General features: G+C 65.6%; 18 protein-coding genes. 14 read left to right on the top strand and 4 right to left on the bottom strand.

Annotation, left to right across the window (positions count from 1 at the left end; all coding sequences use genetic code 11):
- Positions 1 to 30 precede the first annotated feature (30 nt).
- Together A7Q26_RS19035 and A7Q26_RS19040 are read left to right on the top strand one after the other, a co-directional pair.
- Positions 31 to 2,895, top strand: coding sequence for a TonB-dependent receptor (locus A7Q26_RS19035; protein ID WP_066862992.1), 2,865 nt, complete (start codon positions 31 to 33; stop codon positions 2,893 to 2,895).
- A 388-nt stretch (positions 2,896 to 3,283) separates the two neighbouring features.
- On the top strand, positions 3,284 to 4,510 hold the full coding sequence (locus A7Q26_RS19040; RefSeq protein WP_066862995.1) for an SGNH/GDSL hydrolase family protein: 1,227 nt from the start codon (positions 3,284 to 3,286) through the stop codon (positions 4,508 to 4,510).
- Here the strand turns inward: A7Q26_RS19040 and A7Q26_RS19045 are convergent.
- Entirely contained in the window at positions 4,494 to 4,985 is a 492-nt protein-coding gene (locus A7Q26_RS19045; protein ID WP_066862806.1) for an Lrp/AsnC family transcriptional regulator, read from the bottom strand. The two genes, A7Q26_RS19040 and A7Q26_RS19045, sit on opposite strands and share 17 nt — an antisense overlap.
- Before the next feature lie 99 nt (positions 4,986 to 5,084).
- On the opposite strand from A7Q26_RS19045, the gene putA reads away from it, so the two are divergent.
- Together putA and A7Q26_RS19055 are read left to right on the top strand one after the other, a co-directional pair.
- On the top strand, positions 5,085 to 8,687 hold the full coding sequence (gene putA / locus A7Q26_RS19050) for a trifunctional transcriptional regulator/proline dehydrogenase/L-glutamate gamma-semialdehyde dehydrogenase (protein ID WP_066862809.1): 3,603 nt from the start codon (positions 5,085 to 5,087) through the stop codon (positions 8,685 to 8,687).
- A gap of 136 nt (positions 8,688 to 8,823) precedes the next feature.
- Positions 8,824 to 10,806, top strand: coding sequence for a putative bifunctional diguanylate cyclase/phosphodiesterase (locus tag A7Q26_RS19055; protein ID WP_066862812.1), 1,983 nt, complete (start codon positions 8,824 to 8,826; stop codon positions 10,804 to 10,806).
- Positions 10,807 to 10,825: 19 nt separating this feature from the next.
- On the opposite strand, the gene A7Q26_RS19060 is transcribed toward A7Q26_RS19055, so the two are convergent.
- On the bottom strand, positions 10,826 to 11,776 hold the full coding sequence (locus A7Q26_RS19060; protein ID WP_066862998.1) for a crotonase/enoyl-CoA hydratase family protein: 951 nt from the start codon (positions 11,774 to 11,776) through the stop codon (positions 10,826 to 10,828).
- A 239-nt stretch (positions 11,777 to 12,015) separates the two neighbouring features.
- Between A7Q26_RS19060 and A7Q26_RS19065 the strand changes: the two genes are divergently transcribed.
- Both A7Q26_RS19065 and tgt read left to right on the top strand, forming a co-directional pair.
- Positions 12,016 to 12,195, top strand: a complete 180-nt coding sequence (locus A7Q26_RS19065) for a hypothetical protein (RefSeq protein ID WP_066862815.1) — start codon at positions 12,016 to 12,018, stop codon at positions 12,193 to 12,195.
- 49 nt (positions 12,196 to 12,244) lie between these two features.
- Positions 12,245 to 13,375 carry a tRNA guanosine(34) transglycosylase Tgt gene (gene tgt, locus A7Q26_RS19070; RefSeq protein ID WP_066862818.1) on the top strand — a complete coding sequence of 377 codons (1,131 nt, stop codon included), beginning with the start codon at positions 12,245 to 12,247 and terminating at the stop codon, positions 13,373 to 13,375.
- Between the two features lie 3 nt (positions 13,376 to 13,378).
- Here tgt and A7Q26_RS19075 read toward each other — a convergent pair whose 3' ends face one another.
- Complete coding sequence (locus tag A7Q26_RS19075; RefSeq protein ID WP_443018171.1) at positions 13,379 to 14,965, bottom strand: sensor histidine kinase; 1,587 nt, start codon at positions 14,963 to 14,965, stop codon at positions 13,379 to 13,381.
- Positions 14,966 to 14,972: 7 nt separating this feature from the next.
- Positions 14,973 to 15,398, bottom strand: a complete 426-nt coding sequence (locus A7Q26_RS26075; protein ID WP_232313869.1) for a NepR family anti-sigma factor — start codon at positions 15,396 to 15,398, stop codon at positions 14,973 to 14,975.
- Between the two features lie 85 nt (positions 15,399 to 15,483).
- Between A7Q26_RS26075 and A7Q26_RS19080 the strand changes: the two genes are divergently transcribed.
- The 8 genes from A7Q26_RS19080 (at position 15,484) to A7Q26_RS19110 (ending at position 24,585) form a co-directional block, all read left to right on the top strand.
- The gene (locus tag A7Q26_RS19080) at positions 15,484 to 16,275 is read left to right on the top strand and encodes a response regulator (protein WP_066862821.1); all 792 of its coding nucleotides are present in this window, start codon (positions 15,484 to 15,486) and stop codon (positions 16,273 to 16,275) included.
- A gap of 77 nt (positions 16,276 to 16,352) precedes the next feature.
- On the top strand, positions 16,353 to 16,484 hold the full coding sequence (locus tag A7Q26_RS26190; protein WP_269747274.1) for a hypothetical protein: 132 nt from the start codon (positions 16,353 to 16,355) through the stop codon (positions 16,482 to 16,484).
- 119 nt (positions 16,485 to 16,603) lie between these two features.
- Positions 16,604 to 17,239 carry a sigma-70 family RNA polymerase sigma factor gene (locus tag A7Q26_RS19085; protein WP_066862824.1) on the top strand — a complete coding sequence of 212 codons (636 nt, stop codon included), beginning with the start codon at positions 16,604 to 16,606 and terminating at the stop codon, positions 17,237 to 17,239.
- Positions 17,240 to 17,289: 50 nt separating this feature from the next.
- The gene (locus tag A7Q26_RS19090) at positions 17,290 to 17,550 is read left to right on the top strand and encodes a hypothetical protein (protein WP_066862827.1); all 261 of its coding nucleotides are present in this window, start codon (positions 17,290 to 17,292) and stop codon (positions 17,548 to 17,550) included.
- Positions 17,551 to 17,715: 165 nt separating this feature from the next.
- Positions 17,716 to 19,104 (top strand): TIGR03013 family XrtA/PEP-CTERM system glycosyltransferase, encoded by a 1,389-nt coding sequence (locus A7Q26_RS19095; protein ID WP_066862829.1) that lies wholly within the window; start codon positions 17,716 to 17,718, stop codon positions 19,102 to 19,104.
- Between the two features lie 10 nt (positions 19,105 to 19,114).
- On the top strand, positions 19,115 to 21,178 hold the full coding sequence (gene prsK / locus A7Q26_RS19100) for an XrtA/PEP-CTERM system histidine kinase PrsK (protein ID WP_066862830.1): 2,064 nt from the start codon (positions 19,115 to 19,117) through the stop codon (positions 21,176 to 21,178).
- Positions 21,178 to 22,542: a PEP-CTERM-box response regulator transcription factor gene (prsR, locus tag A7Q26_RS19105; RefSeq protein WP_066862833.1), complete on the top strand. Its 1,365-nt coding sequence runs from the start codon at positions 21,178 to 21,180 to the stop codon at positions 22,540 to 22,542. Before prsK ends, prsR begins: the two co-directional genes overlap by 1 nt.
- Before the next feature lie 3 nt (positions 22,543 to 22,545).
- A complete protein-coding gene (locus A7Q26_RS19110) occupies positions 22,546 to 24,585 on the top strand; it encodes a tetratricopeptide repeat protein (protein WP_066862836.1) in 2,040 nt (679 codons plus the stop codon).
- The last annotated feature ends 2 nt before the right edge of the window (positions 24,586 to 24,587 follow it).

A 24,587-nucleotide genomic window follows, 5' to 3' on the forward strand; every position in this document is an offset into this window, starting at 1 on the left:
GGGGGCGGCGCTCAGGGAGAGGGAATGACCATGTCTTCACGCCACCATCATTTTCGTATTGCGTTGTTCGCCGCTTCGGCGCTCGGTTCGCTGACGCTGGCCCAGGCCGTCGTCGCGCAGGATGCCGCGCCGCAGGCCGATGCCGTCGCCGCCGCCCCGCAGGATAGCGACGTCGCCGACATCGTCGTGACCGGCATCCGCGGATCGCTCCAGAGCGCGACCAATGCCAAGAAGGACGCGGTCGCCTTCGGCGACTCCATCTTCGCCGAGGATATCGGCAAGCTGCCCGCCACAAACCTTGCGGAAACGCTGAACCGGATGCCGGGCGTCCGCCTCAACCGCGACATCAACGGCGAAGGCACGCAGGTCGCCATCCGCGGCCTCGGCCCCAGCTTCACCCGCGTCCTGCTCAACGGCTCGCAGCTTCAGGTCGCGTCGGACGGCGGCACCAACGGCGGCAGCGCCAACCGCGAAGTCGATCTCGACTTCTTCCCGTCCGAACTCTTCACCCGTCTCGACCTCGCCAAGAGCCCGTCGCCTTCGACGCTGGAAGGCGGCATCGCCGGCACCGTCAACCTGCGCAACGCGCGTCCCTTCGACAAGCCGGGCACCCATGTCACCGTTGTGGCGCAGGGCCAGTATACCGACAATAACGACAAGATTTCCCCGCGCGGCGCGATCGTCGCCAGCCACACCACCGACACGTTCGGCATCCTGCTCGGTGTCGCCGGGGTCAAGACCAAGACCCGCGTCAACGGCTTTGAATCGGTCGGCTGGACCGACGGCAATCTCGGTGCCGGCGATCCGGGCGGCAATAATTTCTCCTGGGCGTCGGTCGTTCCGCGCAGCGCGGGCCATGGCCTCGTCGCCGGCCAGCCGGTCGATGTGGTCGCGACCTCGGGCCTGACCCGCGACCAGCTGAGCACCGCGCTCATCCCCCGCCTCGGCCGCCCCAGCCTGACCGATGGCACCCGCTCGCGCATCTCGGCCCTGGCGTCGCTCGAATGGCGCCCCAGTGACGAACTGCACTTTGCCCTGGACGGCATCTGGGCCAGGTCGCAGCGCGACTATACCAAGGTCAACATGAACTGGCAGGTCCGCAATTCCGGCCCAGGCACCAGCGCGCAGTCGACCGGCGGCATGATCCCGATCGACCTGACCGTCGATGACAATGGAGTTGTGACCAGCGGCACCTTCGCCAATTCGTCCTTCTTCCTCGAAGCCAGCCTGTTCAAGCAGACGACGAAATTCTGGAACATCAACCCCAGCCTCAGCTGGCAGCCGACCGACGATCTGAAGGTCGATCTTTCCGCCAACTATTCGAAGAGCCGCTTCTTCCGCGAACAGCCGACCTGGGCGTTCCAGACGACGCCGCAGTCGGGCGTGGACGTCTATTATGACAATACAGGCGGCGATTACCCGTCGATCACCACCAATCTCGACCTGAACGATCCGAACAACGGCAGCTGGCAATGGTATCGCCAGAATATCCAGCTGGTGCGGCGCAAGACGGAAACCAAGGGCGCGCATCTGGACGTCACCTATGGCGACGATCTGTTCAACGTGAAGGTCGGCGCGGCCTTTGACCAGGCGACCCGCTCGATCCGCGCCTATGACAACAGCTCGCCCTATCAGCTGTCCGTCTGTGGCACCGGCTGCACCGGCGCCACCGGCTCGATCACCACCAGCCAGATTCCCCAATATCTCAAAAGCTCTTCGACAGCCGGCTTCATCGTGCCTGACTTCAATGCCATCAAGCAGGCGACCAACTATGCCAGCTATCGCGACAGTGCGCCGGAAACGCGCGGGGCGGTCACTGGCGGCGCCACGGGCGACATGGATGAAAAGGTGTGGGGGGCCTATTTCGAGCTGAACGGCGTCACCACCATCGCGGGTCGCGATCTGCACATCAACACCGGTATGCGCTACGCCCGCACCGATCAGGAAGTGGTGGGGCCAAGCCAGGTCGGCACCACCATCGTCGATATCACGTCGCGGTCCAAGTACGAGAATTTCCTGCCATCGATCAACCTGACCTATGATGTCGCCGACAATGTCAAGCTGCGCGCGTCGGCGTCGCGGACGATGACCCGTCCCGACGCGGGCCAGATCCTGCCGGGCATCACATTCTCCGATCCTTCGGCATTGATGGCGACCGCCGGCAACCCCGACCTGAAGCCCTACACGTCGGACAATTACGATCTGGGTGGTGAAATCTACACTGGCGGCATCGGCTATGTCGGCCTTTCGGCATTCATGAAGAATATCCAGGGCTTCACCGTCACCACCTCGAACGAAGTGTCGTTCGGCTCGCTCAACATTCCGTTCGACAGCCTGTTGTCGACCCAGCAGAATGCCCTGAACGATCGCGCGGCGGCGACGGGGGTTTCGGTCAGCAACTTGCCGATCACCGTCAACCGGCCGGTCAACCTGAGCGATCTCAAGATCAAGGGTCTGGAACTGACTTGGGTCCAGCCGCTCGACTTCCTGGTCAAGGGGCTCGGCTTCTCGGCCAACGGCACCTATCTCGACCAGTCCTCCTCGTCGGGCCTCGTGGCGACCGGCGTGTCGAAATATTCCTACAATCTTCAGGGCTTCTATGAAAATGGCGGGCTGTCGGTCAGCCTGAACTATGTCTGGAACGACAAGTCGATTGCGGTCAACCGGCCGCAGAACGGCATCCAGAATGCGTCGCTGCGGTCCGACGCCCGCGGCCAGCTCGACCTGTCGGCCGGCTATCAGCTGCCCTTCCTCAACAATGGCGTGCGCCTGACGCTCGATGCGCTCAACATCACCGACGAGCCGATCCGCACCACCTTCGAATATGATAATGCCGCCTATTCGGTCTATTATCCCGGCCGCACGATCATGGCCGGCATCCGGGCCAATTTCTGATCCTCCCCCAGGGACACCTGACAGGGCCGGCCGCAACGCCGGCCCTTTTTCTTGAAAGGACAGTGCTTCCAATGTTGGATTTTATCTGATCTGTCCCGTTCCATGACCCGGCATGGCTCCATCAAATTCTGGCTCTCTGCTGGCCCGATAGACGCGGCGGCGACCCGCCCCGTGACCTGGGCGGCGCGTCGGCGTGACCCTGGGGGCGCGTCGCTGTCGCGTCGCCCTGACCCGCAAGGCGCCTCGGGGGCGCGTGGCCGTGACGTCCCTGGCCTGTCGCCGCCGCGCCGCCGCCGCATTTCCAGGGAAAAGCCCGGAAATGCGAAGCCAGCGACGGTGTGAACTTCGTGGCCATGACCCCCTGATGACCCTGCAAAGGAAGGCGACGATGCGTCTCTCTTTTCTCTTCTGTCTGCCGCTTGTCCTCCTCGCCGCGCCGTCTCAGGCCAGAACCTGCACGCCGGCCTGGGTGGCGGGCTGGGCCTCGTCGCAGTTCCGCCCGACCGGCGACGCGGAACTGCCCGCCGGGACGCTGGCCGACAGGACATTGCGCCAGATCGTCCGTCCCTCCGTGTCGGGCGACCGGCTCCGCGTCCGCTTCTCCAACCTGGCCGGCACCAGGCCGCTCCGCATCGCCGGCGCCAGCATCGCCCGCGCCAAGGTCGCTGCCGCGCCGACGGTCGATCCCGCGACGCTCATCTCGCTCCGCTTCGACGGCGCGCCGGAGGTCATCATCCCGCCCGGCGCCGACTATCTGTCCGATCCGGTCGCGCTGCCGGCCAGGGCGTTCGATCATATCGCCGTCTCGATCCGCTATGATGGCGAGCCGGAACAGACCGCGCATCCCGGCTCGCGCGCCACCTCCTGGCATCTGCCGGGCGATCATCTAACCGATCCGGCGATGGCTGGGGCCGTCAGCTTCGATCACTGGTTCCATCTCGCCGGGTTGGAAGTCGAACGCTGCTTACCCTCGAAGCTGATCGTCGCGCTCGGCGATTCCATCACCGATGGCAAGGGGTCCACCACCAATGGCAATGATCGCTGGACCGATCGGCTGGCGGAGCGGCTCCAGGCCGATCCCAAACGCCGCGATATCGCCGTCGTCAACCAAGGGATCGGCGGCAACCGCCTGCTCGACGACGGGCTTGGTCCCAATGCGCTGGCGCGGCTGGACCGCGACGTGCTGGCCCAGCCGGGCGTCACCCACCTGATCCTGCTGGAAGGGATCAACGACCTTGGCACCCTGACCCGCGACGCGCCGGTTGGCGAGGGCGCGCACAAGGCGCATGTCGCCCGCATCATCGGCGCCTATCGTCAGATCATCGCCCGCGCCCATGGCAGGGGCGTGAAGGTGATCGGCGCCACCGTCATGCCCTTCGTCGGCAACGGCTATTATCATGCTGATGCCCGCAATGAGGCGGACCGGCAGGCGGTGAACGCGTGGATCAGGACGCCGGGCCATTTCGACGCGGTAGTGGATTTCGACCGCGTGACCCGCGATCCGGCGCGGCCCGACCGGTTGCTGCCCGCCTTTGACGGCGGCGATGCGCTCCATCCCTCGCCGGGGGGCTATCGGGCGATGGGGGATGCCATTCCGCTCAGCCTTTTCGACTGACCCTCTTGTGCCCCGCCTCCAGCACCGTCTCCATCGCGACGAAGGTGGATGTGCTGGCGACATGGGGCAGGGCGCTGATCTTTTCGCCCAGCACGATGCGGTATCGCCGGATGTCCGCCGTCCGAACCTTCAGCAGATAGTCGAAATTGCTCGCCAGCATATGGCATTCTTCGACCTCCGGGATGCGCCGCACCGCCGCGTTGAACTCGCCCAGCGCCGCTTCCCGCGTGTCGGACAGCTTCACCTCGGTAAAGGCGATATGGTCCATCCCCAGTTTTGCCGGATCGACGATCGCGCGAAAGCCGCGAATGACGCCTGCCTCCTGCAAGCGTTTCAGCCTGACCTGGCAGGGCGTCTTGGACAGGCCGACCTGGGCGGCCAGATCGGTGACGGTCATGCGGCCGTCATCGACCAGCGCGGCGATGATCCGCCGGTCGAAATCATCCAGTTCGACGGATTTTGGCATATTTTCCATGCCATCTGCCTAGCAGGGGCCATGTAATAAGTCACTTCGTCCGATTCATGGGTCTGGATAAGGCGGAACGACATAAGAAGTTGGATTATTCTGACCGGCATGACCGACCAGCCCCCCTTTGCCGCCTTCGCCCCCGCCATCCGCCAGCCCACCCCGCTGCGCGAGGCGATCACTGCCGCCTATCGCCGCGACGAGGCGGAGGCGCTGGCGCCGCTGATCGCCGCAGCGACCCTGCCGGAAACGACGAGGGCTGCCATTGCGGATACCGCCCGCACCCTCGTCACCGCGCTGCGCGCCAATCACAAGGGTAGCGGCGTGGAAGGGCTGGTGCAGGAATATGCGCTCTCCAGCCAGGAGGGCGTCGCCCTGATGTGCCTTGCCGAAGCGCTGCTGCGCATCCCCGACACCGCGACGCGCGACGCGCTGATCCGCGACAAGATCGCCGACGGCGACTGGGGCTCGCATCTGGGCGGCGACAAGTCGCTGTTCGTCAACGCCGCCACCTGGGGGCTGGTCGTCACCGGCAAGCTGGTCGGCAGCGTCGATGATCGCGGCCTGGGCGCGGCGCTGACCCGCCTCGTCGCCCGTGCCGGCGAACCGGTCATCCGCCGCGGGGTGGACCTTGCCATGCGGATGATGGGCGAACAGTTCGTCACCGGCGAGACGATCAGGGAAGCGTTGAAGCGCGCGAAGGACATGGAGGCCAAGGGCTTCGCCTACAGCTACGACATGCTGGGGGAGGCGGCAACCACCGCCGCTGACGCGAAGCGCTATTATGCCGATTATGAACAGGCGATCCACGCCATCGGCAAGGCATCGGCCGGGCGCGGCATCTATGCCGGGCCGGGCATCTCGATCAAGCTGTCGGCCCTCCACCCGCGCTATGTCCGGGCGCAGGCGGATCGTGTCATGGGCGAGCTGCTCCCCGCCGTGAAGCAGCTGGCGCTATTGTCGAAAGGCTACGACATCGGCCTCAACATCGACGCGGAGGAGGCCGACCGGCTCGAACTTTCGCTCGATCTGCTGGAAAGCCTCGCCACCGATCCCGACCTTGCCGGCTGGAACGGCCTTGGCTTCGTGGTGCAGGGCTATGGCAAGCGCTGCCCCTTCGTCATCGACTGGATCATCGATCTCGCCCGCCGCGCCGATCGCCGCATCATGGTGCGGCTGGTCAAGGGCGCCTATTGGGACGCGGAGATCAAGCGCGCACAGGTCGATGGCCTGACCGATTTTCCGGTCTACACGCGCAAGGTCCATACCGACGTCGCCTATGTCGCCTGCGCGCAAAAGCTATTGGCCGCGTCTGACGCCGTCTTCCCGCAATTTGCGACGCACAATGCCCAGACGCTTTCCACCATCTACCATCTCGCCGGCCCCGATTTCGCGATCGGCGACTATGAATTCCAGTGCCTGCACGGCATGGGCGAGCCGCTCTACGAACAGGTCGTGGGCGCGGGCAAGCTGAACCGCCCCTGCCGCATCTATGCGCCGGTGGGCACGCATGAGACGTTGCTGGCCTATCTCGTTCGCCGACTGCTGGAAAATGGCGCGAACAGCAGCTTCGTCAACCGCATCGCCGATCCCGAAGTCTCGGTGGAGGAGATGATCGCCGACCCGGTCGATGTCGTGCGCGCCATGGCCCATCCCGGCAATCGCCACGACCAGATCGCGCTGCCGGCCCATCTCTATCCCGACCGCCGCAATTCGGACGGCCTCGACCTCAGCAATGAAACGACGCTCGCCACCCTGGGCGAAGCGTTGCGGCATAGCGCCACGATCGCCTGGACCGCCGCGCCGGAAGGCCGCATGCACCCGTCGCACACCGTGTTCAATCCCGCCGATCATCGCGACGTGGTGGGGCGCGTCACCGAAGCAACGGCGGAGGAAGCGCGCGCCGCGGCCATCTGCGCCGCCGCGTCGCGCTGGCCCAACAGCCCGGTCGCCGATCGCGCCGCCGCGCTGGATCGCGCCGCCGACTCGATGCAGTCGCGGATGCCGGTCCTGCTTGGGCTCATCGTCCGCGAAGCCGGTAAGTCGCTGCCCAATGCGATCGCCGAAGTGCGGGAGGCGATCGACTTCCTGCGCTACTATGCGGCGCAGGCCCGCAGCACCTTCGGCCCCGCGCAGGTCGCGCTTGGCCCCGTGACCTGCATCAGCCCCTGGAACTTCCCGCTCGCCATCTTCACGGGTCAGGTCGCGGCCGCGCTGGTTGCGGGCAATCCGGTGCTGGCCAAGCCGGCCGAGGAAACCCCGCTGATAGCCGCCGAAGCCGTCCGCCTGCTGCACGAAGCCGGCGTGCCCGCCGACGCGCTGCAACTGCTCCCCGGCGACGGGCGGATCGGCGCCGCGCTGGTGGCCGCGCCGCAGACCGCCGCCGTCATGTTCACCGGTTCGACAGAGGTCGCCCGCCTGATTCAGCGCCAGCTTTCGACCCGCCTGTCGCAGGCCGGCAGGCCGATCCCGCTGATCGCCGAGACCGGCGGCCAGAATGCGATGATCGTGGATTCCTCCGCGCTCGCGGAACAGGTGGTGGCCGACGTCATCGCCTCTGCCTTCGACAGCGCGGGCCAGCGCTGTTCGGCGCTGCGCATTCTCTGCCTGCAGGAGGATGTCGCCGACCGGACGCTGACCATGCTCAAGGGCGCGCTGGCGCAATTGCGGATCGGCCGCACCGACGCGCTCAAGGTCGATATCGGCCCGGTCATCAGCGCTGAAGCGCGCGATGCGATCAACGCCCATATCGACGCCATGGCGGCGCTCGGTCGCAAGGTGGAGCAGAGCGTGCTGCCCGCCGAGGCGAGGCACGGCACCTTCGTCCCGCCGACGATCATCGAGATCGACAGCATCGCGGACCTGAGCCGCGAGGTCTTCGGTCCCGTCCTCCATGTCCTGCGCTTCCGGCGCGACCGGATGGACGCACTGGTCGATCAGATCAACGCCACGGGCTATGGCCTGACCTTCGGCCTCCATACCCGGCTGGACGAGACGGTCGCCCGCGTGACGAGCCGGGTGCGGGTCGGCAACATCTATGTGAACCGCAATGTGATCGGCGCGATCGTCGGCGTCCAGCCTTTCGGCGGCTGTGGCCTGTCGGGGACCGGGCCGAAGGCGGGCGGGCCGCTCTATCTCGGCCGTCTGGTCGCCACCCCCCCGGTGTTCGCGGAGCGCGTCAGCCATCTGCGCTCCCCGCTCCATGCCTTCGCCGACTGGCTCGACGCACAGGGGGAGGGGGAGGCCGCCATCCAGGCCCGCCGCACCGGCGATGCGTCGGCGCTCGGCGTCGAACTGGCGCTGCCCGGTCCGGTGGGGGAAAGGAATCTCTACGCGCTGCATCCGCGCGGCCGCATCCTGCTGCGCCCCGCCACGCGGCAGGGGCTGTTCCGCCAGATGGCGGCCGTCCTCGCCACCGGCAATCATGGCGTGGTGCAGGGCATGACCATCCCGCCGGGCCTGCCCGCCGAGGTTGCAGCCTGTTTCGGCACGGACGCGACCGGCCATTATGCCGCCGCGCTGGTCGAGGGCGACGCTGCCAAGATCGCGGCGACCGCGCAGTGCGTCGCTGATCTGCCCGGCCCGATCGTATCGGTCCATGCCGACGATCATGGCCATGGCTATTGCCTCGACTGGCTACTGGAAGAGCAGTCGACGTCGGTGAACACCACGGCCGCTGGCGGCAATGCCAGCCTGATGATGATTGGGTGAACCAGGCGGCGCGTAAAGCCTTGGCGAGGTCGTTTTACCTGTCCAGTTCGGTGTCGGTTTTTTCGCCCTGCCGTTCCGGTTAACGAAAAAATAAAGGGAAAATGCGAAGACCGGGTGGAATTGGAGACCTGCCGATTTGCGCGCCCTGAAGACATTGCTGGAAAAATGGGTGCAGCGACCGGCGCAGGATGCGGACGTGCGTCGCAGCCTGATCGAATCGCTCTATGCGTCGCCGGCCTCGCTGACGATCGGTGCGGTGACGGGCGTGGCGGTGGGACTGGTCGTCGCCAGCCTGTCCGACGGCGCGGCGATTCATGGCGTCGTCACCTTGCTCTGCATCGTCGCCACGCTGCGCGTCATCTCCGCCGTCTTCTTCCATCGCCAACTGGTGCGTGGCACGGCCGTCGCCTCGCGCGGCTGGGAACTTGCCTATGAACTGGGCGCCTGGGCCTATGCCGGGCTGCTGGGCCTCATGGCTTTCGTGACGCTGATCGGATCGGACAACAGCGTCATCCACATGCTCACCGTATCCATGGCGACCGGCTATGCCGGCGGCATTTCCGGCCGAAATGCCGGCCGTGTCCAGATCGCGATCGGGCAGGTCTGCCTGACCCTGCTCCCCACGGCCACCGGCCTCTGGCTCGAAGCATCGACCGGCTATCGCGTCCTGTCGGTGGCGATGGTGATGATGGTGCTGGGCCTCGCGGAGATCAGCTCGACCACCCATCGCATCGTCGTCCAGGCGCTGCTGGGCAAGCGCGACAAGTCGTTGCTGGCCGAAAAGTTCGAGCGGCTCGCCCGGTTCGATAGCCTCACTGGCCTGGAAAACCGCATGGCGATGCAGATGCGCCTGCGCGAAATCTTCCAGACCAGCCAGAAGCGCAACGATGCGGTCGCGATCCTGTGGATGGACCTCGACCGGTTCAAGGAAATCAACGATTCGCTGGGCCATATGGTGGGCGACCAGTTGTTGCGAGCCGTGGCGGAACGACTGAACGAGGTCGTGCAGGAAAGGGGACGGATCGCGCGCTTCGGCGGCGACGAATTCGTCATCATCTGCCCCGATACGGACCGGGTGACGGCCGCCGGCATCGCCCAGGAACTCATCACCTATTTCGCCCATGGCTTCGACCTGGGCGACAATCATCTCCAGGTGACAGCCTCGATCGGCTATGCCGTCGCGCCGCAGGACGGGCGCGACATGGACGAGCTGATGCAGCACGCCGATCTCGCGCTCTACGAAGCCAAGGGCGAAGGTCGCAACCGCTCGGCCAGCTTCAACTGGTCCCTCAAGGAACGGTTCAACCGCATCCATGAGATCGAGACGGGCCTGCGCCGCGCGCTCGACGCTGGCGAACTGAAGCTGCTGTTCCAGCCGATCGTCGACCTGGCGACCGGGGAAATCGACGCCTGCGAAGCGCTGCTCCGCTGGGACCATCCCGTGCTCGGCCCGATCCCGCCCTCGGAATTCATCCCGATCGCGGAGAATATCGGCATGATCGAGGCGATGACCGGCTGGGTGCTGCGTCAGGCCTGCATTGCCGCCGCCTCTTGGCCGGGCGAGGCGCGGATCGCCATCAACATCTCCCCCGCATCGCTCAAGTCGGAGGAGCTGCCCGATCATGTGATCGCGGCGCTGCTGGAAACAGGGCTGTCGGCGCGCCGACTGGAACTGGAAGTCACCGAGTCGATCTTCCTGGACGACAGCGGTCAGACCAATGCGATATTGCGCGAATTGCAGCGCATCGGCCTGCGCCTGGCGCTCGACGATTTCGGCACCGGCTATTCCTCGCTCTCCTATCTGCGGTCCTATCGGTTCGACACGCTCAAGGTGGATCAGAGCTTCATGGCCGGGGTCAGCGCCAATGCAGAGGATCGCGCGATCGTGCGCGCCATTGGCAATCTGGCGCGCGACCTGTCGATGGACACGGTGGCCGAAGGCATCGAGACGCAGGATCAGTTGCACCACGCTCGGGAAGCCGGCTTCACCAATGTCCAGGGCTATCTGTTCAGCCGCCCCGTGCCCAGCGAACGCATCGCAGAGATGATCGCCGCCGGCCCGCTGGAGGGCGCAGAGCGCCCCGATCCGATCGTCCAGACGCGCCGCCGCCGCGCCTGAAGCGGCGTGGCCTCACTGTTCAGCGCAACCGCGTCTGCGCAGCCGCCAGCCGCCGCATCATGCGCAGGTCGCGATCCGACAGCGACAGCGCCGTTTCCGTCCACATCTCGACGATGTCTGTCAATTCGGCCAGAGTCATCGGATTGACCCGGCGTCCGGCGCGGTTGATGCCGACATAGCCGGCATGATGCGCCATATGGTCCCTGATCCAGCGGGCCGTCGCGGCTTCGCCTTCGCCGGTCTCGACCACCTGGGTGACGATACCCATGTCGTACATCTCGTCGGCGGTGTAGATGCGTCCATCGGCGATCATCTGCCGCGCCAGCACCGGTCCCACGCGGCGTTGCAGGATGGAATAGGCGCCCATGCCGGGGAAGAGTCCGAACAGCACTTCGGGCAGGCCGAAACGGGCCTGCCGTTCCGCGATGATGACGTCGAAGCACATCAGCGCCTCCAGCCCGCCGCCCAGCGCGTCCCCCTGGGCCAGGCCGATATTGATGATGTTCATGTCGTTGCAGTGCCAGATGCGGTCGACGATCTCGCAGCAGGCGACGCCATATTTCAGCAGCGTCTCGCGGTCGCGGCGCTGGATGCACTCGGCGAACATCTCCAGGTCGCCGCCCAGGTTGAACACACCGGGAAAGCGCGATCCCAGCACCATGAACTTGAGCATTCCGCCTTTGTCGCCGAACACGCGGCGGCTCTCGCGCTGCCAGGCCATGGTGTCGCGAATCAGGCCCAGGTTGGAATTGGGCCGTTCGATCGGCGTCATGAAGGCCCAGAGCGTCGCCAGATCCGCATCCCAGCGAACGTCGATCTGACCCAGATCGAACAAGGTCGACTGGGCGCTGTCGTCCGGAAGCAAGGTTTCCGCAGCGGAAATGTCTGCCGGAAAGCGCTCTGACGCATAGTCGCCCGCGGTCATTTCGGACGCCTCGCGTGAAGGATTAAACCGTCCTGAATCAATCATCTGCGCCCCCGTTTTTTCATCAAGCATGAACTGAACAGGCTGGATGGCAGGATGCAATCAACCGGCGTAGGCTGAATAGTGCGTTAACCATTTTTATTCCGAACTGTTGCAAAGGGGCAGCCCCAAATGCCGCCAAATCGGAGATAATGTGGCGCAATTGCCACAAGCGTCGCTCTGGCGGAGGTCTTGGCGGGGCCGGTAAAGGGCTTTGTTAACCTTTGTTTCTTACTGCTTTTTCCATGAACGGACGCTCCCCCTCGCGGAAACAGGTCACGCTGATGCTGCATGATGAGGCCGGCTCTGCCTGGCCGCTGCGCGTTTCGGCCGACTGCCTGCGCTTCATCGGTCCCTATCGCCGCGTCAGGGGTTTCAATATCGACGCGATGGCGCTGTTCGACGGGGTTCGCAGGGCCGGTTGATACCCCCGCGATCCTTGTGCGCGGGCGCGTTCGCTCCTAGAGGGCGGCGATGACCAAGCCTCGTTTTTCCTTCTCGATCCACGGCACCGACGGCAAGGCGCGCACCGGCGCGATCCAGATGCGCCGCGGCGAAATCCGCACTCCCGCCTTCATGCCCGTGGGCACCGCCGCCACGGTCAAGGCGATGCGCCCTGCCGAAGTGCGCGCGACCGGCGCCGACATCATCCTGGGCAACACCTATCATCTCATGCTGCGCCCCGGCGCCGAGCGCATGGCGCGGCTCGGCGGCCTGCACGGCTTCATGGGCTGGGACCGGCCGATCCTGACCGACAGTGGCGGGTATCAGGTGATGAGCCTGTCGGCCCTCACCAAGATGAGCGAGGAGGGCGTCGCCTTTTCCAGCCATATCGACGGGTCGAAGCATATGCTGACGCCCGAACGCTCCATGGAGATCCAGCGGCTGCTCGACAGCGACATCGTCATGGCTTTCGACGAATGCACCAAGAACGGCTGCACCCATGAGGAGGCGGCCAGGTCGATGGAACGGTCGATGCGTTGGGCGAAGCGCTCGCGCGACGGGTTCGACGCCGGCGGCGACCATGCGGAACGCGCCGCCCTGTTCGGCATCCAGCAAGGCTCGCTCGATGAAAATCTGCGCCGTATCTCGGCTGAAAAGTTGGTCGAAATCGGATTCGACGGCTATGCCGTTGGCGGCCTCGCGGTGGGCGAGGGGCAGGAGGCGATGTTCGCCACACTCGAGTTCGCGCCCGACATGCTGCCGGTGGACAAGCCGCGCTATCTGATGGGGGTGGGCAAGCCCGACGATATCGTAGGCGCGGTCGAACGGGGCATCGACATGTTCGACTGCGTCCTGCCGACCCGATCGGGCCGCAACGGCCAGGCCTTCACCTGGGCCGGGCCGCTGAACATCCGCAACGCCAAGTTCGCGGAGGATATGGGGCCGCTCGATCCGCGCTGCGGCTGCCCCGTCTGCGCGACCTGGAGCCGCGCCTATCTCCATCATCTGGTGAAGGCGGGCGAAATGCTGGGGGCGATGTTGATGACCCAACATAATATCCATTTCTACCAGGAACTTATGCAGGGTCTGCGCGACAGCATCGCCGCTGGTCGCCTCGCGAGCTTCGCTTCCGACTTCCGGCGGGATTATCGTCGGGTCTGACCGTCAGGGAAGCACATTGATGGCGATCGCGAACGATCCCGCGTCGCCGTCCTGCTCTAACGGCGCGCGCAGTTGGCGCGACAGGCCGGTCAGCACCCGGCCGTAGCGATCCTCCATATGGCCGGCCAGGTCTTCGGAGGCGCGCAGGGCCGGCGAATGGATATGGAGCAGGCCGCGATCTGCGCTGCCCGGTTGCAACTGCACCGAAATGTGCATCCTGCCCTGCGGGTCAAGCCGCATCGCCAGTTCGACAAGTTCCGTGACCAGGAAGGCCACCGGAACCGCCACATCCTGGCTGATATGCAGGTCGTCGCTGTCGATCTGGATGCCGAAGCGGCGCGCCTGGGTCGGCGCCGTTCCCCGCAGGCTGGCGGACAGTTCGCTGATCAGCGGGCGCACGCCTACACCGCGATTTTCCTCCAGCTCGGCAAAGTGGTTGCGATGGACGACCGACAAGGCATCGACCCGTCGCTGAATCGACGCATAGGCCTCGACCGCTTCGGGATCATGCGCCGACCGGGCGTGCAGGTTGATCAGGCTGGCGATGATCTGGAGGTTGTTCTTCACCCGGTGATGGACTTCGCGCGTCAACTTGCGTTGCGTTTCCAGGCTTTCCGCCATCTCCGCCTCATGGGTGGCGACATCCTCGCTGATTTCGCGAAATGTCTCGCCCAGAGCGACGATTTCCTGCGCCGGCGTCCGCACGCGCTGCATGGGTTCCAGCACCTCGCCGGGATGGTAGCTGGCCACTGCGCGGCGCAGCAGCACCAGCGGACGGATCAGCAAGCGGTTGACCACGAACCAGCCGATAGCGGCGGCGGCGAACCACATGACCAGTGGCAGGAAAAGCGACAGGGTGCGCGCCACCGTCGCCGGCGGATCGCGCACCGTCATCGTCAGCAATATGTCGGGTGGTTCCAGCCGGGCGGACAGGCTGGTGGTGCGCCCGTCGCCTGGCGATACGCGCGGACGGCTGATGATGAGCTGCCGGTCGCCCTGGCGCAGGCTGAGCTGCCGGTTCTGGAGCGCCGTCGCCGGATCGGCGACGCTTTCCAGATGCACGCGGGAATAATAGATCAGCCCGACCAGTTGGTTGTCCCGGCTCTTTACTCGGCTCACCAGATAGGGCGTGCCGCCCAATATCTGGGCGTGGGGACCGGAAAAGCGCTCGCGCCGGTCCAGTCCTTCCGGCTCGGCCCGGTCCGATCCGCATATCCGCCGGCCGGCCCGGTCGTAGATATAATAGAGGCCGCCCTCCGGGTCGTTCGACTTGAGGAACAGGTCAAGCCGGTCGCAGATGAGGGTGTCGGCCGCGCCGAGGCTGTTGATGGTGAGTTGGAGTGCGGTGCGGTCCGATTGCAGGTCCGCGGTCAGCTTGCGGGCGCTCTGCGTGACGGCGACGCGCAGCAAGGCTTCCTTTTCCAGATCGGCGGTCCGGATCGCCTGGAGCGAGGCGATCAGGGCGATCAGGCCCAGGGGCAGCAAGGCCAGCGTCAGGATGAGGAACATCTTGACGCCGGTCGAGCGAAGGAAGCGGAAGAGCGGTTCCGTCAGCGACAGGGCTGCCGGAGGAAGGCTGCCCCCAATCATGATGTCGTCAGTCCAGTTTGCTCAGAAGGTCCAGCATTTCGGCGGGAATATCTTCATCCACCGCGCGCTGATAGACGGTGCGAAGCACCTGCGACACATGGCCTTCATCCTTGGGGCTGGCTTTGCGGCCCTTGCGCGGGGAGGACGATTTCGCGCCGCCTTTCCCGCCTGCTCCCGCTGACCGTCGTTCCGTTGTCGAAGAAACCAAAATCTGCCCCTCTGAAGCAATCTCAATCACGCCAGCCTGCCCGTAATCGCGATAATCGGCGGGAACGTCAATTCGCTGACCCCCATGATAGTCGCGAAATCTCACGATATCGTTGAAAAAACCATATGACTGCGAAACAATTCCGTTACTCGATGGTTCCGACGAGTGAAGCGTTTTTTTGACGCTGACGGCCGGATGACGGTGAGCAGGGCGGGGGGTTGCCATCGACGCATGGACATTCCATCCTCCCCTCCCTCCGTCCACGGGCCGGAGAAGCAAGCCTGTTATCGGGCAGGGAGAAGATTTGACGATGTCGCTTGGACAGAAACTGCACCCCCATCTTCCGTTTCTGCGGCGCTATGCGCGCGCGCTGACGGGCAGCCAGGCGCATGGTGACGCCTATGTCCGCGCGACGCTGGAAGCGATCGTGGCCGCGCCGGAGGAATTTCCGTCCGAAGTCGATCCCCGGCTGGGCCTGTACAAGACCTTTCACGCCATCTGGTCCTCCTCGCATCTCGACGATGTGCCGCTGACGTCCGCCGACGGGCGGGAGTTGATCGCGCAGGCGCGGCTGGGCCGTCTGACCCCGCTGCCGCGTCAGGCGCTGCTCCTGACCGCGCTCGAAGGATTCACGGTCGACGATGTCGCCTATCTCATGAGCCTGGACAGCAACGATGTAGAGGCGCTGGTCGAGGAGGCGCTTTCGGAGATCGAGGCGCAGACCCGCGCCAAGGTTCTCATCATCGAGGATGAACCGATCATCGCGATGGATATAGAGACCATCGTTCGCGACCTTGGTCATGAAGTCACCGCCATCGCCGTGACGCGTGAGGATGCCGTGCGCGAAGCCATGGCCGAAACGCCCGGCCTGGTGCTGGCCGACATCCAGCTCGCCGACGATTCGAGCGGCATCGACGCGGTGAAGGATATTCTCGCCGAGATTTCGGTCCCGGTGATCTTCATCACCGCCTTCCCGGAACGTCTGCTGACCGGCGAACGCCCAGAGCCGACATTCCTCATCACCAAACCGTTCCAGCGCTCGACGGTGAAGGCGGCGATTTCCCAGGCGCTGTTCTTCGACGAAGCGACCGCGCCTGCCTGACCCCCAGCTTTTATGGAGGGAACGGAACTCCCGGTCGGCGGTGGCGTTAAATAACCGTAACGATCGGGAGACGTGCCATGGTTGATCATGAACAGCACATCGCGACCGAAAAAGCCCGGGCGGGTTCCACCGAACATGTCGTTCGATATGTTCTTGGCATTTCTTTAGCCCTGGTGGTCATAGCGATGCTGTTTCTGCTCTGGATGTGACGGGGCAGGTTCAGGGCACTAGGTTTTGACGGCAATCGGTTTAGGATACAGGCACACTTATGGCTTTGACGACGTCGATTCATGCGACGAGGGCGGCAGCCAGCACGGGGGTTGTTCCCATGGATGAAGACGTTGGCGAGGCGGTTGAACGGGCCGCGCTGTCGGACACGGATTTCAAGCGTGAACTGGCCGCCGTCATTCCCCATCTCCGCGCCTTCGGTCGCTCTCTGTCGGGCAATCGCGATGTGGCCGACGACCTTGTGCAGGAAACCCTGCTCAAGGCATGGGCCGCGCGGGCGCGCTTCCAGGCGGGCACCAACATGCGCGCGTGGACTTTCATCATCCTTCGCAACCATTATCTCTCGCAGATGCGCCGCTCGCGTTTCCGGGGAGACTGGGACGATCTGACGGCCGACCGCATTCTTGCCGCGCCGGCAGGACAGGACAAGCATGTCGAACTGAGCGACATGCAGCGCGCCCTGCTCCAGTTGCCCCAGCCGCAACGCGAAGCGCTGATCCTGGTCGGCGCGGGCGGCTTCGCCTATGAGGAGGCTGCCGAAATCTGCGGCGTTGCCGTCGGTACGATCAAGAGCCGGGTCGCGCGGGGTCGCGCGGCGCTGGAGCAGATATTGGAAAATGGCGACCTGCCATCGCGCCGCAGTCAGGAAACGACCGACACGGACGTGCTGGACGAAATCATGGAGGATGTGGATCGGCTGAGCCGCGGGGCCGAGAGACGCGCGGCGGAAGATTGACCGGAGCGTTTCACAAGGGCGCGTGATGGTCGCAGGAGGAGAGAAGCGACATGGTCGAAGACCCCTTCGCATCGCAAGAGCCACAGGGACGCAGGGAGCCGCCAATGCGGTCCCACGGCAGCGGGCTGGTCTTTGCGTTGGTGGCGCTGGCATTGCTCCTGGCAATTGCTTTCTTTTACCTGACCAATGACCGGCGCGAAGATCGCCGCGCCGACAAGGTTACGGAGGCGGCGGGCGCCGTAGATGATGCTGCGGGTGTCGTTGGCGATGCAGCCCGGAACGCCGCCGATACGTTGCGTAACCGCAACTAAATCGCGGATCGTCCGCCATTTTTCACGGCCTTATCGCCTGATTCAGACTTTTTTCGTCATTTTCCGACAGGATGCGCAGCGTCGGATTTCCTTACAGCCAGTGTAAGGCGCGATCCGACGCCACCAGGATTCGCGGTCGGACGACGGCGGGAAGCAAGCGCGACGATGATCAGGCTGTTCAAACATTATGTGCCGCACGCAGTATTGCTGCTCGGCATGCTCGATTTCATGCTGCTGGTCGGCGCGGCGGAAGCGGGCTGGATACTGCGCGCGCAGCAAATCGGCATGACCGTCGATCATGTCGCCACTCGCATGGGACCGCTGCTCAGCTTCGCGGTTGCGATCCAGACCGCGATGATCGCCGTGGGCGTCTATGGTCCCGAAGCGCTGCAATCGATTCGCTTCGCCTTTGCGCGCCTGCTCGTCGCCGTCTCGTTGGGCGTGATCTTTCTGTCCGTCCTCTATTTTCTGCTGCCGGGCATGACGCTCTGGCGCTCCAACTCGCTCTACGCCATGGGCCTCGCGCTGGCACTGCTGTTCGTCGTGCGCCTGATGCTCGGTTCGATGCTGGGCGGAGAGGCGTTCAAGCGGCGGCTGGTCGTTCTGGGCGCGGGGAACCGCGCCAACCGTATTCGCGAACTCGAGCGTCGCAAGGGGTCGGGCTTTCTCGTCGTCGGCTATATCGCGATGAATGACGGGCCGCAGGTGATCGAGGAAGCGATCAACCGCAACGCCGTCTACAATCTGTCCGATTTCGTCGTGCGTCTGAACGCAAGCGAAGTGGTGCTGGCGCTGGAGGAGCGGCGCAACGCCATTCCCATGTCCGACCTGCTGCGCATCAAGACCACGGGGGTCCATGTCAATGACCTGTCCAGCTTCCTGGAGCGTGAGACCGGTCGCGTCGACCTCGCCAGCGTCAATCCGAGCTGGCTGATCTTCTCCGACGGTTTTTCGGCGGGGCGGCGCATTTCCAGCATCGCCAAGCGGTTGTTCGACATCGTCGCCAGTTCCCTGCTGCTGCTGCTCACCGGCCCCGTCATCCTGCTCGCCGCCTTGCTGGTAAAGCTCGACAGCAAGGGGCCGGCCTTCTACCGCCAGCAGCGCGTGGGCCTTTACGGGCAGGAATTCTGGATCGTGAAGTTGCGCACCATGCGCCAGGACGCCGAAGTCGCGGGACAGGCTGTATGGGCCGAAAAGGATGATCCGCGCATCACGCGCCTGGGCTACTGGCTGCGCAAGCTGCGGATCGACGAATTGCCGCAGACCTGGACCGTCCTCAAGGGCGAGATGAGCTTCGTCGGCCCGCGCCCCGAACGCCGCCAGTTCGTGGAGGATCTGGAACAACATCTGCGTTATTATGCCGAACGCCACATGGTGAAGCCGGGCATCACCGGCTGGGCGCAGATCAACTATCCTTATGGCGCGTCGATCGAGGATGCCCGGCACAAGCTGGAATATGATCTTTACTACGCCAAAAATTACACGCCCTTCCTTGATCTGCTGATTCTCCTCCAGACCGTCCGGGTCGTCCTCTGGCCCGACGGCGCGCGCTGAGGGCCGGGTCGTGGGCGTCCTCCTCCAATTTGTCGGCGACTGGGGCCATGCGCTGGCGGCGGTGCTGTTCGCCGCGCTCGGCATCTTCCTGCTGCGGCGTCGGGAGGAGGCCGTGGAACTGCGGATGCTCGCCGGTGCGCTGCTGCTCACCTCCTGCTGGGCGCTCTACGTCTCCTTCGGCGGCGTGTCGAAGCCGCTGTCGGGCCTGGGCGAAAGCATCCGTAATGCTGCATGGCTGCTCGCAATGTTCATCATGCTCCGTCGCGGCCCGGTCGGCCGCTCGGGGTCGATGGGTGCGGTCGCGGCGGTTTATGCCGCAACGGCCGGCCTCATACTGCTCCAGACCTTCACCGATCTGACCTGGCGGCAATTGCCGGTGGACAGCGACATCCACCATGCGCTCGTCACCGGCTCGCTGTTTCTGCGGATGATGACGGCGATCAGCGGCCTGCTGCTGGTGCACCAGCTCTACACCGCCTGGCCCTTGCGGGAGCGGGGGCGGGTGGCTCTGCTGTTCGGCGCGCTCGCGGCGATGTGGACCTATGACCTCAACCTCTATCTGCTCTGCTATCTGGTTCCGCATCGGGTGGACGAACTTTACGCCCTGCGCGGCCTGTTGATGGCGTTGCTCGCGCCGGTCATCGCAATCGGGATGCGCCGGGACATGGCGGGCCGCCTGCAACTGTCGCGCGCGCTCGCAGTGCAGTCGCTCTCGATCTTCGCCATCGCCCTCTATGTCATACTGGTGGCCGCCGCGGCGCTCCTGATCGAGCTGATCGCCGGACCCTATGCCCGGCTTGTGGAAATCGGCGCGGTCTTCTTCACCGCCGTCACCGCGCTGGTGCTGCTGCCCTCGCCGCAAATGCGGGCGCTGTGGAAGGTGCAGGTCGCCAAGCATTTCTTCCAGCATCGCTATGACTATCGCACCGAATGGATGCGTTTCGGGGAGACGATCGGACGTCCGGGCGAAGACTCGGCGCCGCTGGGCCAGCGCGTGGCGAAGGCGGTGGCCGATATCACCGATTCCCCCGCTGCCATCCTGCTGCTGCGCGACGAGCGCGGCGGTCTGTCGTTCGAAACCCACTGGAACTGGAGCGGCGACCTGCCTGACGCAGCCACGCTGCCGCCCGATCTGGTCGCCCGGCTGGAGGAGAGCGCCTGGATCATCGATCTCGGCAAGGCGGATCAGGCCCATCGCCTGCCCGACTGGCTGCGCCAGGACCGGCGCGCCTGGGCGCTGGCCCCGCTCATCCATTATGGCCGGTTGATCGGTGCGATCTTGCTCGCCCGCCCGCCGGTGGACCGCCGTCTCGACTGGGAGGATTTCGACATGCTGCGTGCGGCCGGTCGGCAGGCGGCAACCTATATCAGCGAGGCGCAGGGGCAACAGGCGCTGGACGACGCGCAGCGTTTCGACGAATTCAACCGCCGCTTCGCCTTCATCATCCACGACGTGAAGAATCTCGTCAGCCAATTGTCCCTGCTCGCCCGCAATGCCGAGCGTCATGCAGACAATCCGGAGTTTCGCGCGGACATGGTGCTGACGCTGAGGGAATCGGTCGGCAAGATGAACGACATGCTCGCCCGCCTGTCGCAGCATAACAAGGCCCGGCCCGAAGAACCGCGCCCGATGGCTCTGCGCGACCTGCTCGATCAGGTCGCCCGGACCCGCGCCCGGCTGCATCCCGTGCATGTCAGCGGCGCCGCGCCGATGGCGGTTGCCGACCCGGTGCGCGTTGAGCAGATCGTGACCCATCTGATGCAGAACGCCATCGACGCCAGCCTGCCGGACAGTCCGGTCGAATTGCGCCTGTCCGCCGACGATCGCCAGGCGATCGTGGAGATTGTCGACCGGGGGCGCGGCATGAGTGCCGAGTTCATCCGGCGCGACCTGTTCAAGCCCTTTTCCTCCAGCAAGGCGGGCGGCTTCGGTCTCGGCGCGTTCGAGGCCCGCAGCCTGGCAGAGGCGATGGGTGGACGCATCGAAGTCGAGAGCCAGCCCGGCGCGGGCAGCCGCTTCACCCTGCGCCTGCCGTTGGCGCCTCGGTTAGACAGACAGGAAAAGGCCGCCTGATGAGCGATACCCGCCCCAAATTGCTGATCGTCGAGGATGATCCGGGCCTGCAACGGCAGCTGCGCTGGGCTTATGAGGATTACCAGCTCTTCATCGCCGGCGACCGTCAGGAAGCGATCGAGATGTTGCGGTCGGAAACGCCCGACGTGGTGACGCTGGACCTGGGCCTGCCGCCCGACCCGGACGGCACGAGCGAGGGGTTTGCCACGCTCGCCGACATGCTCAGGATCAAACCGGATACGAAGATCATCGTCGCGTCGGGCCATGGCGCGCGCGAAAGCGCGCTGGATGCGATCGCGGGCGGCGCCTACGACTTCTACCAGAAACCGGTGGACATCGACGAGCTCGGCCTCATCGTCCGGCGCGCCTTCCATGTCCATGCGCTGGAGCGGGAAAATGCCCGTCTTGCCGAAACCGCGCCGGAGGATGGCCGGGTTCTGGGCCGCCTCATCACCGGCGCGCCGGAAATGATGAAGGTCGCTCGCACGATCGAGCGCGTCGCCCATGCCGACGTGTCCGTTCTGCTGCTCGGGGCGAGCGGCACCGGCAAGGAATTGCTGGCGCAGGGACTGCATGACGCCAGCCCGCGGCGCAAGGAGGGATTCGTCGCCATAAACTGCGCCGCCATCCCCGAAACCCTGCTGGAATCGGAACTGTTCGGCCATGAGAAGGGCGCCTTCACCGGCGCGATCAGGACCACGCCGGGCAAGATCGAGCAGGCCCAGGGCGGAACTCTCTTCTTGGACGAGGTGGGAGACATCCCGCTGCCGCTTCAGGTCAAGCTGCTCCGCTTCCTCCAGGAACGCGTGATCGAGCGGATCGGCGGACGCCAGCCGATTGCCGTCGACACCCGCATCGTCTGCGCCACCCACCAGAATCTGGACGAGATGATCGCCGCCGGCACTTTCCGCGAGGATCTTTATTATCGCCTCGCCGAAATCGTCGTCCGCATCCCCGCGCTTCGCGATCGGCCCGGCGATCCGGCGCTGCTCGCGCGTCATTTCCTCACCCGCTTCGCCCGCGACATGAACCCGCAGGTCAAGGGGCTGGCGCCAGACGCATTGGCGGCGCTCGATGCCTGGGCCTGGCCCGGTAATGTGCGCGAGCTGGAAAATCGCATGAAGCGGGCCATCATCATGGCCGATGGCAAGTTGATCACCGCCGCGGATCTCGATCTGGACGATGATCGCGTCGAAGGCACCGATGTCGTCAATCTGAAGGCTGCGCGCGAGATGGCCGATCGCCGCGCCATCCGCCGCGCCATCGCCCGCACCGACGGCAATATTTCCGGCGCCGCCAAGATATTGGGGATCAGCCGCCCGACCCTTTACGATCTGCTCAAGCAATATCAGATGCAGGGCTGATCCATGCGCCGCTCCCGCCTCGTCCTGCTCGCCGGCGCGGCGATGCTCCTGCTCGGCGTCGCGGGTCTGTGGCAGTGGCGCGTGCATGAGCGCGACGGCAGTGCGGCGCTTGCCCGTGGCCTTGCTGCGCTTGACCGGGGCGACGCCCGTACCGCCCGGATCGAGTTGATGAACGCGATTAAGGGCAATGGGCGTGTCGCGCAGGCTCACGCCGCGCAGGCCCGTGCGCTGGCGGAACTGGGCGACGGCGCCGGCGCGCTGGCGGAGGCGGAACGCGCGCGCGCGCTCGGCTGGCCCGCCGCCCAAGGTCGCGTGGTGATGGCGCAGGCGCTGCTGCTTCAGGGTGATCCCGCTGCGGCGCTGCGGGAAGTGCGGGCGCCGGACGTGCCGGCCGCCTCCGCCGCCGCCGCGGCCCGCATGGTTGCACGCGCGTCGCTCGCGTTGGGCGATGTCGGTGGTGCGCGCGCGGCGCTGCAACGCGCTCTGACGCGGGCTCCCGGCGACCCCGGAAATTGGATCGACCTCGGCCGCTTCTACCTGGCGATCGGCGATCAGGGCGGCGCGATCCAGGCCGCCGACCGGGCCGTGGCGCTCGCGCCCACCGATGCAAAGGCGCTCACCCTGCGCGGCGAACTGACCCGCGCCCAATATGGTCTGACCGCCGCCTTGCCCTGGTTCGACCGGGCGCTGGCGAACGACCCGGATTCGGTGCCGGCGCTTGAGTCCTATGCCGCGACGCTCGCCGACGCGGGGCAGGCGGGCAGGGCGCTCAGCCTGACGCGCCGCATCCTGGCGCTCGATCCGTCCAATCCGCGCGCCTGGATGATACAGGCGGTCATGGCGGCGCGGGCCGGGAAGGGCGATCTCGCGCGCACTCTGCTGGAACGCGCGGGCGGACGCCTCGATGAGGAGCCGGCGACCCGCCTGCTTCGCGGCGTGCTGCATCTGGATGGCGGCAATGCGGTGCTGGCGATCGAGGCGCTCGGCCCCCTCGTCGGTGCGCAGCCGGACAATCGCACCGCGCGCACCCTGCTCGGCCGGGCGCACTATCTGAACGGTGACTTCGCAGCCGCAGCCGCGACGCTGGCGCCGATCGTCGCCCAGCGCGACGCCGACCCCTATGTGCTGACGCTCGCCGCGCGTGTGCAGGAGGCCATGGGCCAGCGCGCCATGGCAGCCGACATGCTCGCCCGCGCCGACTGGCCGATGCGCGCCACCGCCGATGCCTTCGCCAGTCCCCGCGACGCAGCGCTTGCCGGTGGCCCGCCGCCCGCCAATGCCGCAACGGCAAGCGACAATATCCCCTATATCCGTGCGCTGCTCAGCACCGGCCGGGCGGCTGAGGCCGTCGATCGCGCTCGCCTGCTCAGTCGCGCCAATCCCGGTGCACCCGCCGCATGGCTGGTCCTGGGCGATACGCTCGCCGCTGCCGGTGGGCCGCAGGAGGCTGCGCGCGCCTATGAGGCCGCCGCCAACATCCGCTTCGACCGTGACGCCGCCTTGCGGCTCGCCGCAGCATGGGGCCGCGCCGGCAATACCGCGCGCGCCGCCCAGGTGGTGCAGCTCTTCCTCGCGCAAAATCCCAATGACGGGGAAGCGTTGCGCCTGGCCGCCGGCATCGCGGCTCAGGCGGGGGACTGGCGCGGCGCACTGCGGATGCTCCGCATCCTGCGTGCGCAAATCGGCGACAATGACGCGGTACTGATGGCCGACCTCGCCCGCGCCGCGCTGGAAAGCGGGGATCGCGCCGCTGCGCGCGCCTATGCCGCCCATGGCTATCGCCTGATGCCCGGCAATCCGATGACCGCCGACATGCTGGGCTGGGTGCTTTTGCGCACGGGGGACAAGGGACCGGCGGCCATCGATCTGCTTGAAAAGGCGGTCACGCTCGCGCCCGGCGTGCCGGCGCTGCAATTGCATCTGGGCCAAGCCTATGCCGCAGCGGGACGCAAGAGCGAAGCGAAGCTCGCGCTTAATCGCGCAGCAGTCGTCTCAGGATTCGCCGGGCGTCAGGAAGTGCTTGCGGCGCTTGCCGCGTTGTAAAA

This window comes from Sphingobium sp. TCM1 (assembly GCF_001650725.1).
In the GTDB taxonomy this organism is placed as follows: Bacteria; Pseudomonadota; Alphaproteobacteria; order Sphingomonadales; family Sphingomonadaceae; genus Sphingobium.

What these genes read in the sequence shown, in the direction of transcription:
- A7Q26_RS19035 (WP_066862992.1), top strand. Translation starts at nt 31, where the DNA reads ATGTCTTCACGCCACCATCATTTTCGTATTGCGTTGTTCGCCGCTTCG.
- A7Q26_RS19040 (WP_066862995.1), top strand. Translation starts at nt 3,284, where the DNA reads ATGCGTCTCTCTTTTCTCTTCTGTCTGCCGCTTGTCCTCCTCGCCGCG.
- A7Q26_RS19045 (WP_066862806.1), bottom strand. Translation starts at nt 4,985, where the DNA reads ATGGAAAATATGCCAAAATCCGTCGAACTGGATGATTTCGACCGGCGG.
- putA (WP_066862809.1), top strand. Translation starts at nt 5,085, where the DNA reads ATGACCGACCAGCCCCCCTTTGCCGCCTTCGCCCCCGCCATCCGCCAG.
- A7Q26_RS19060 (WP_066862998.1), bottom strand. Translation starts at nt 11,776, where the DNA reads ATGATTGATTCAGGACGGTTTAATCCTTCACGCGAGGCGTCCGAAATG.
- A7Q26_RS19065 (WP_066862815.1), top strand. Translation starts at nt 12,016, where the DNA reads ATGAACGGACGCTCCCCCTCGCGGAAACAGGTCACGCTGATGCTGCAT.
- tgt (WP_066862818.1), top strand. Translation starts at nt 12,245, where the DNA reads ATGACCAAGCCTCGTTTTTCCTTCTCGATCCACGGCACCGACGGCAAG.
- A7Q26_RS19075 (WP_443018171.1), bottom strand. Translation starts at nt 14,965, where the DNA reads ATGATTGGGGGCAGCCTTCCTCCGGCAGCCCTGTCGCTGACGGAACCG.
- A7Q26_RS26075 (WP_232313869.1), bottom strand. Translation starts at nt 15,398, where the DNA reads ATGGCAACCCCCCGCCCTGCTCACCGTCATCCGGCCGTCAGCGTCAAA.
- A7Q26_RS19080 (WP_066862821.1), top strand. Translation starts at nt 15,484, where the DNA reads ATGTCGCTTGGACAGAAACTGCACCCCCATCTTCCGTTTCTGCGGCGC.
- A7Q26_RS26190 (WP_269747274.1), top strand. Translation starts at nt 16,353, where the DNA reads ATGGTTGATCATGAACAGCACATCGCGACCGAAAAAGCCCGGGCGGGT.
- A7Q26_RS19085 (WP_066862824.1), top strand. Translation starts at nt 16,604, where the DNA reads ATGGATGAAGACGTTGGCGAGGCGGTTGAACGGGCCGCGCTGTCGGAC.
- A7Q26_RS19090 (WP_066862827.1), top strand. Translation starts at nt 17,290, where the DNA reads ATGGTCGAAGACCCCTTCGCATCGCAAGAGCCACAGGGACGCAGGGAG.
- A7Q26_RS19095 (WP_066862829.1), top strand. Translation starts at nt 17,716, where the DNA reads ATGATCAGGCTGTTCAAACATTATGTGCCGCACGCAGTATTGCTGCTC.
- prsR (WP_066862833.1), top strand. Translation starts at nt 21,178, where the DNA reads ATGAGCGATACCCGCCCCAAATTGCTGATCGTCGAGGATGATCCGGGC.
- A7Q26_RS19110 (WP_066862836.1), top strand. Translation starts at nt 22,546, where the DNA reads ATGCGCCGCTCCCGCCTCGTCCTGCTCGCCGGCGCGGCGATGCTCCTG.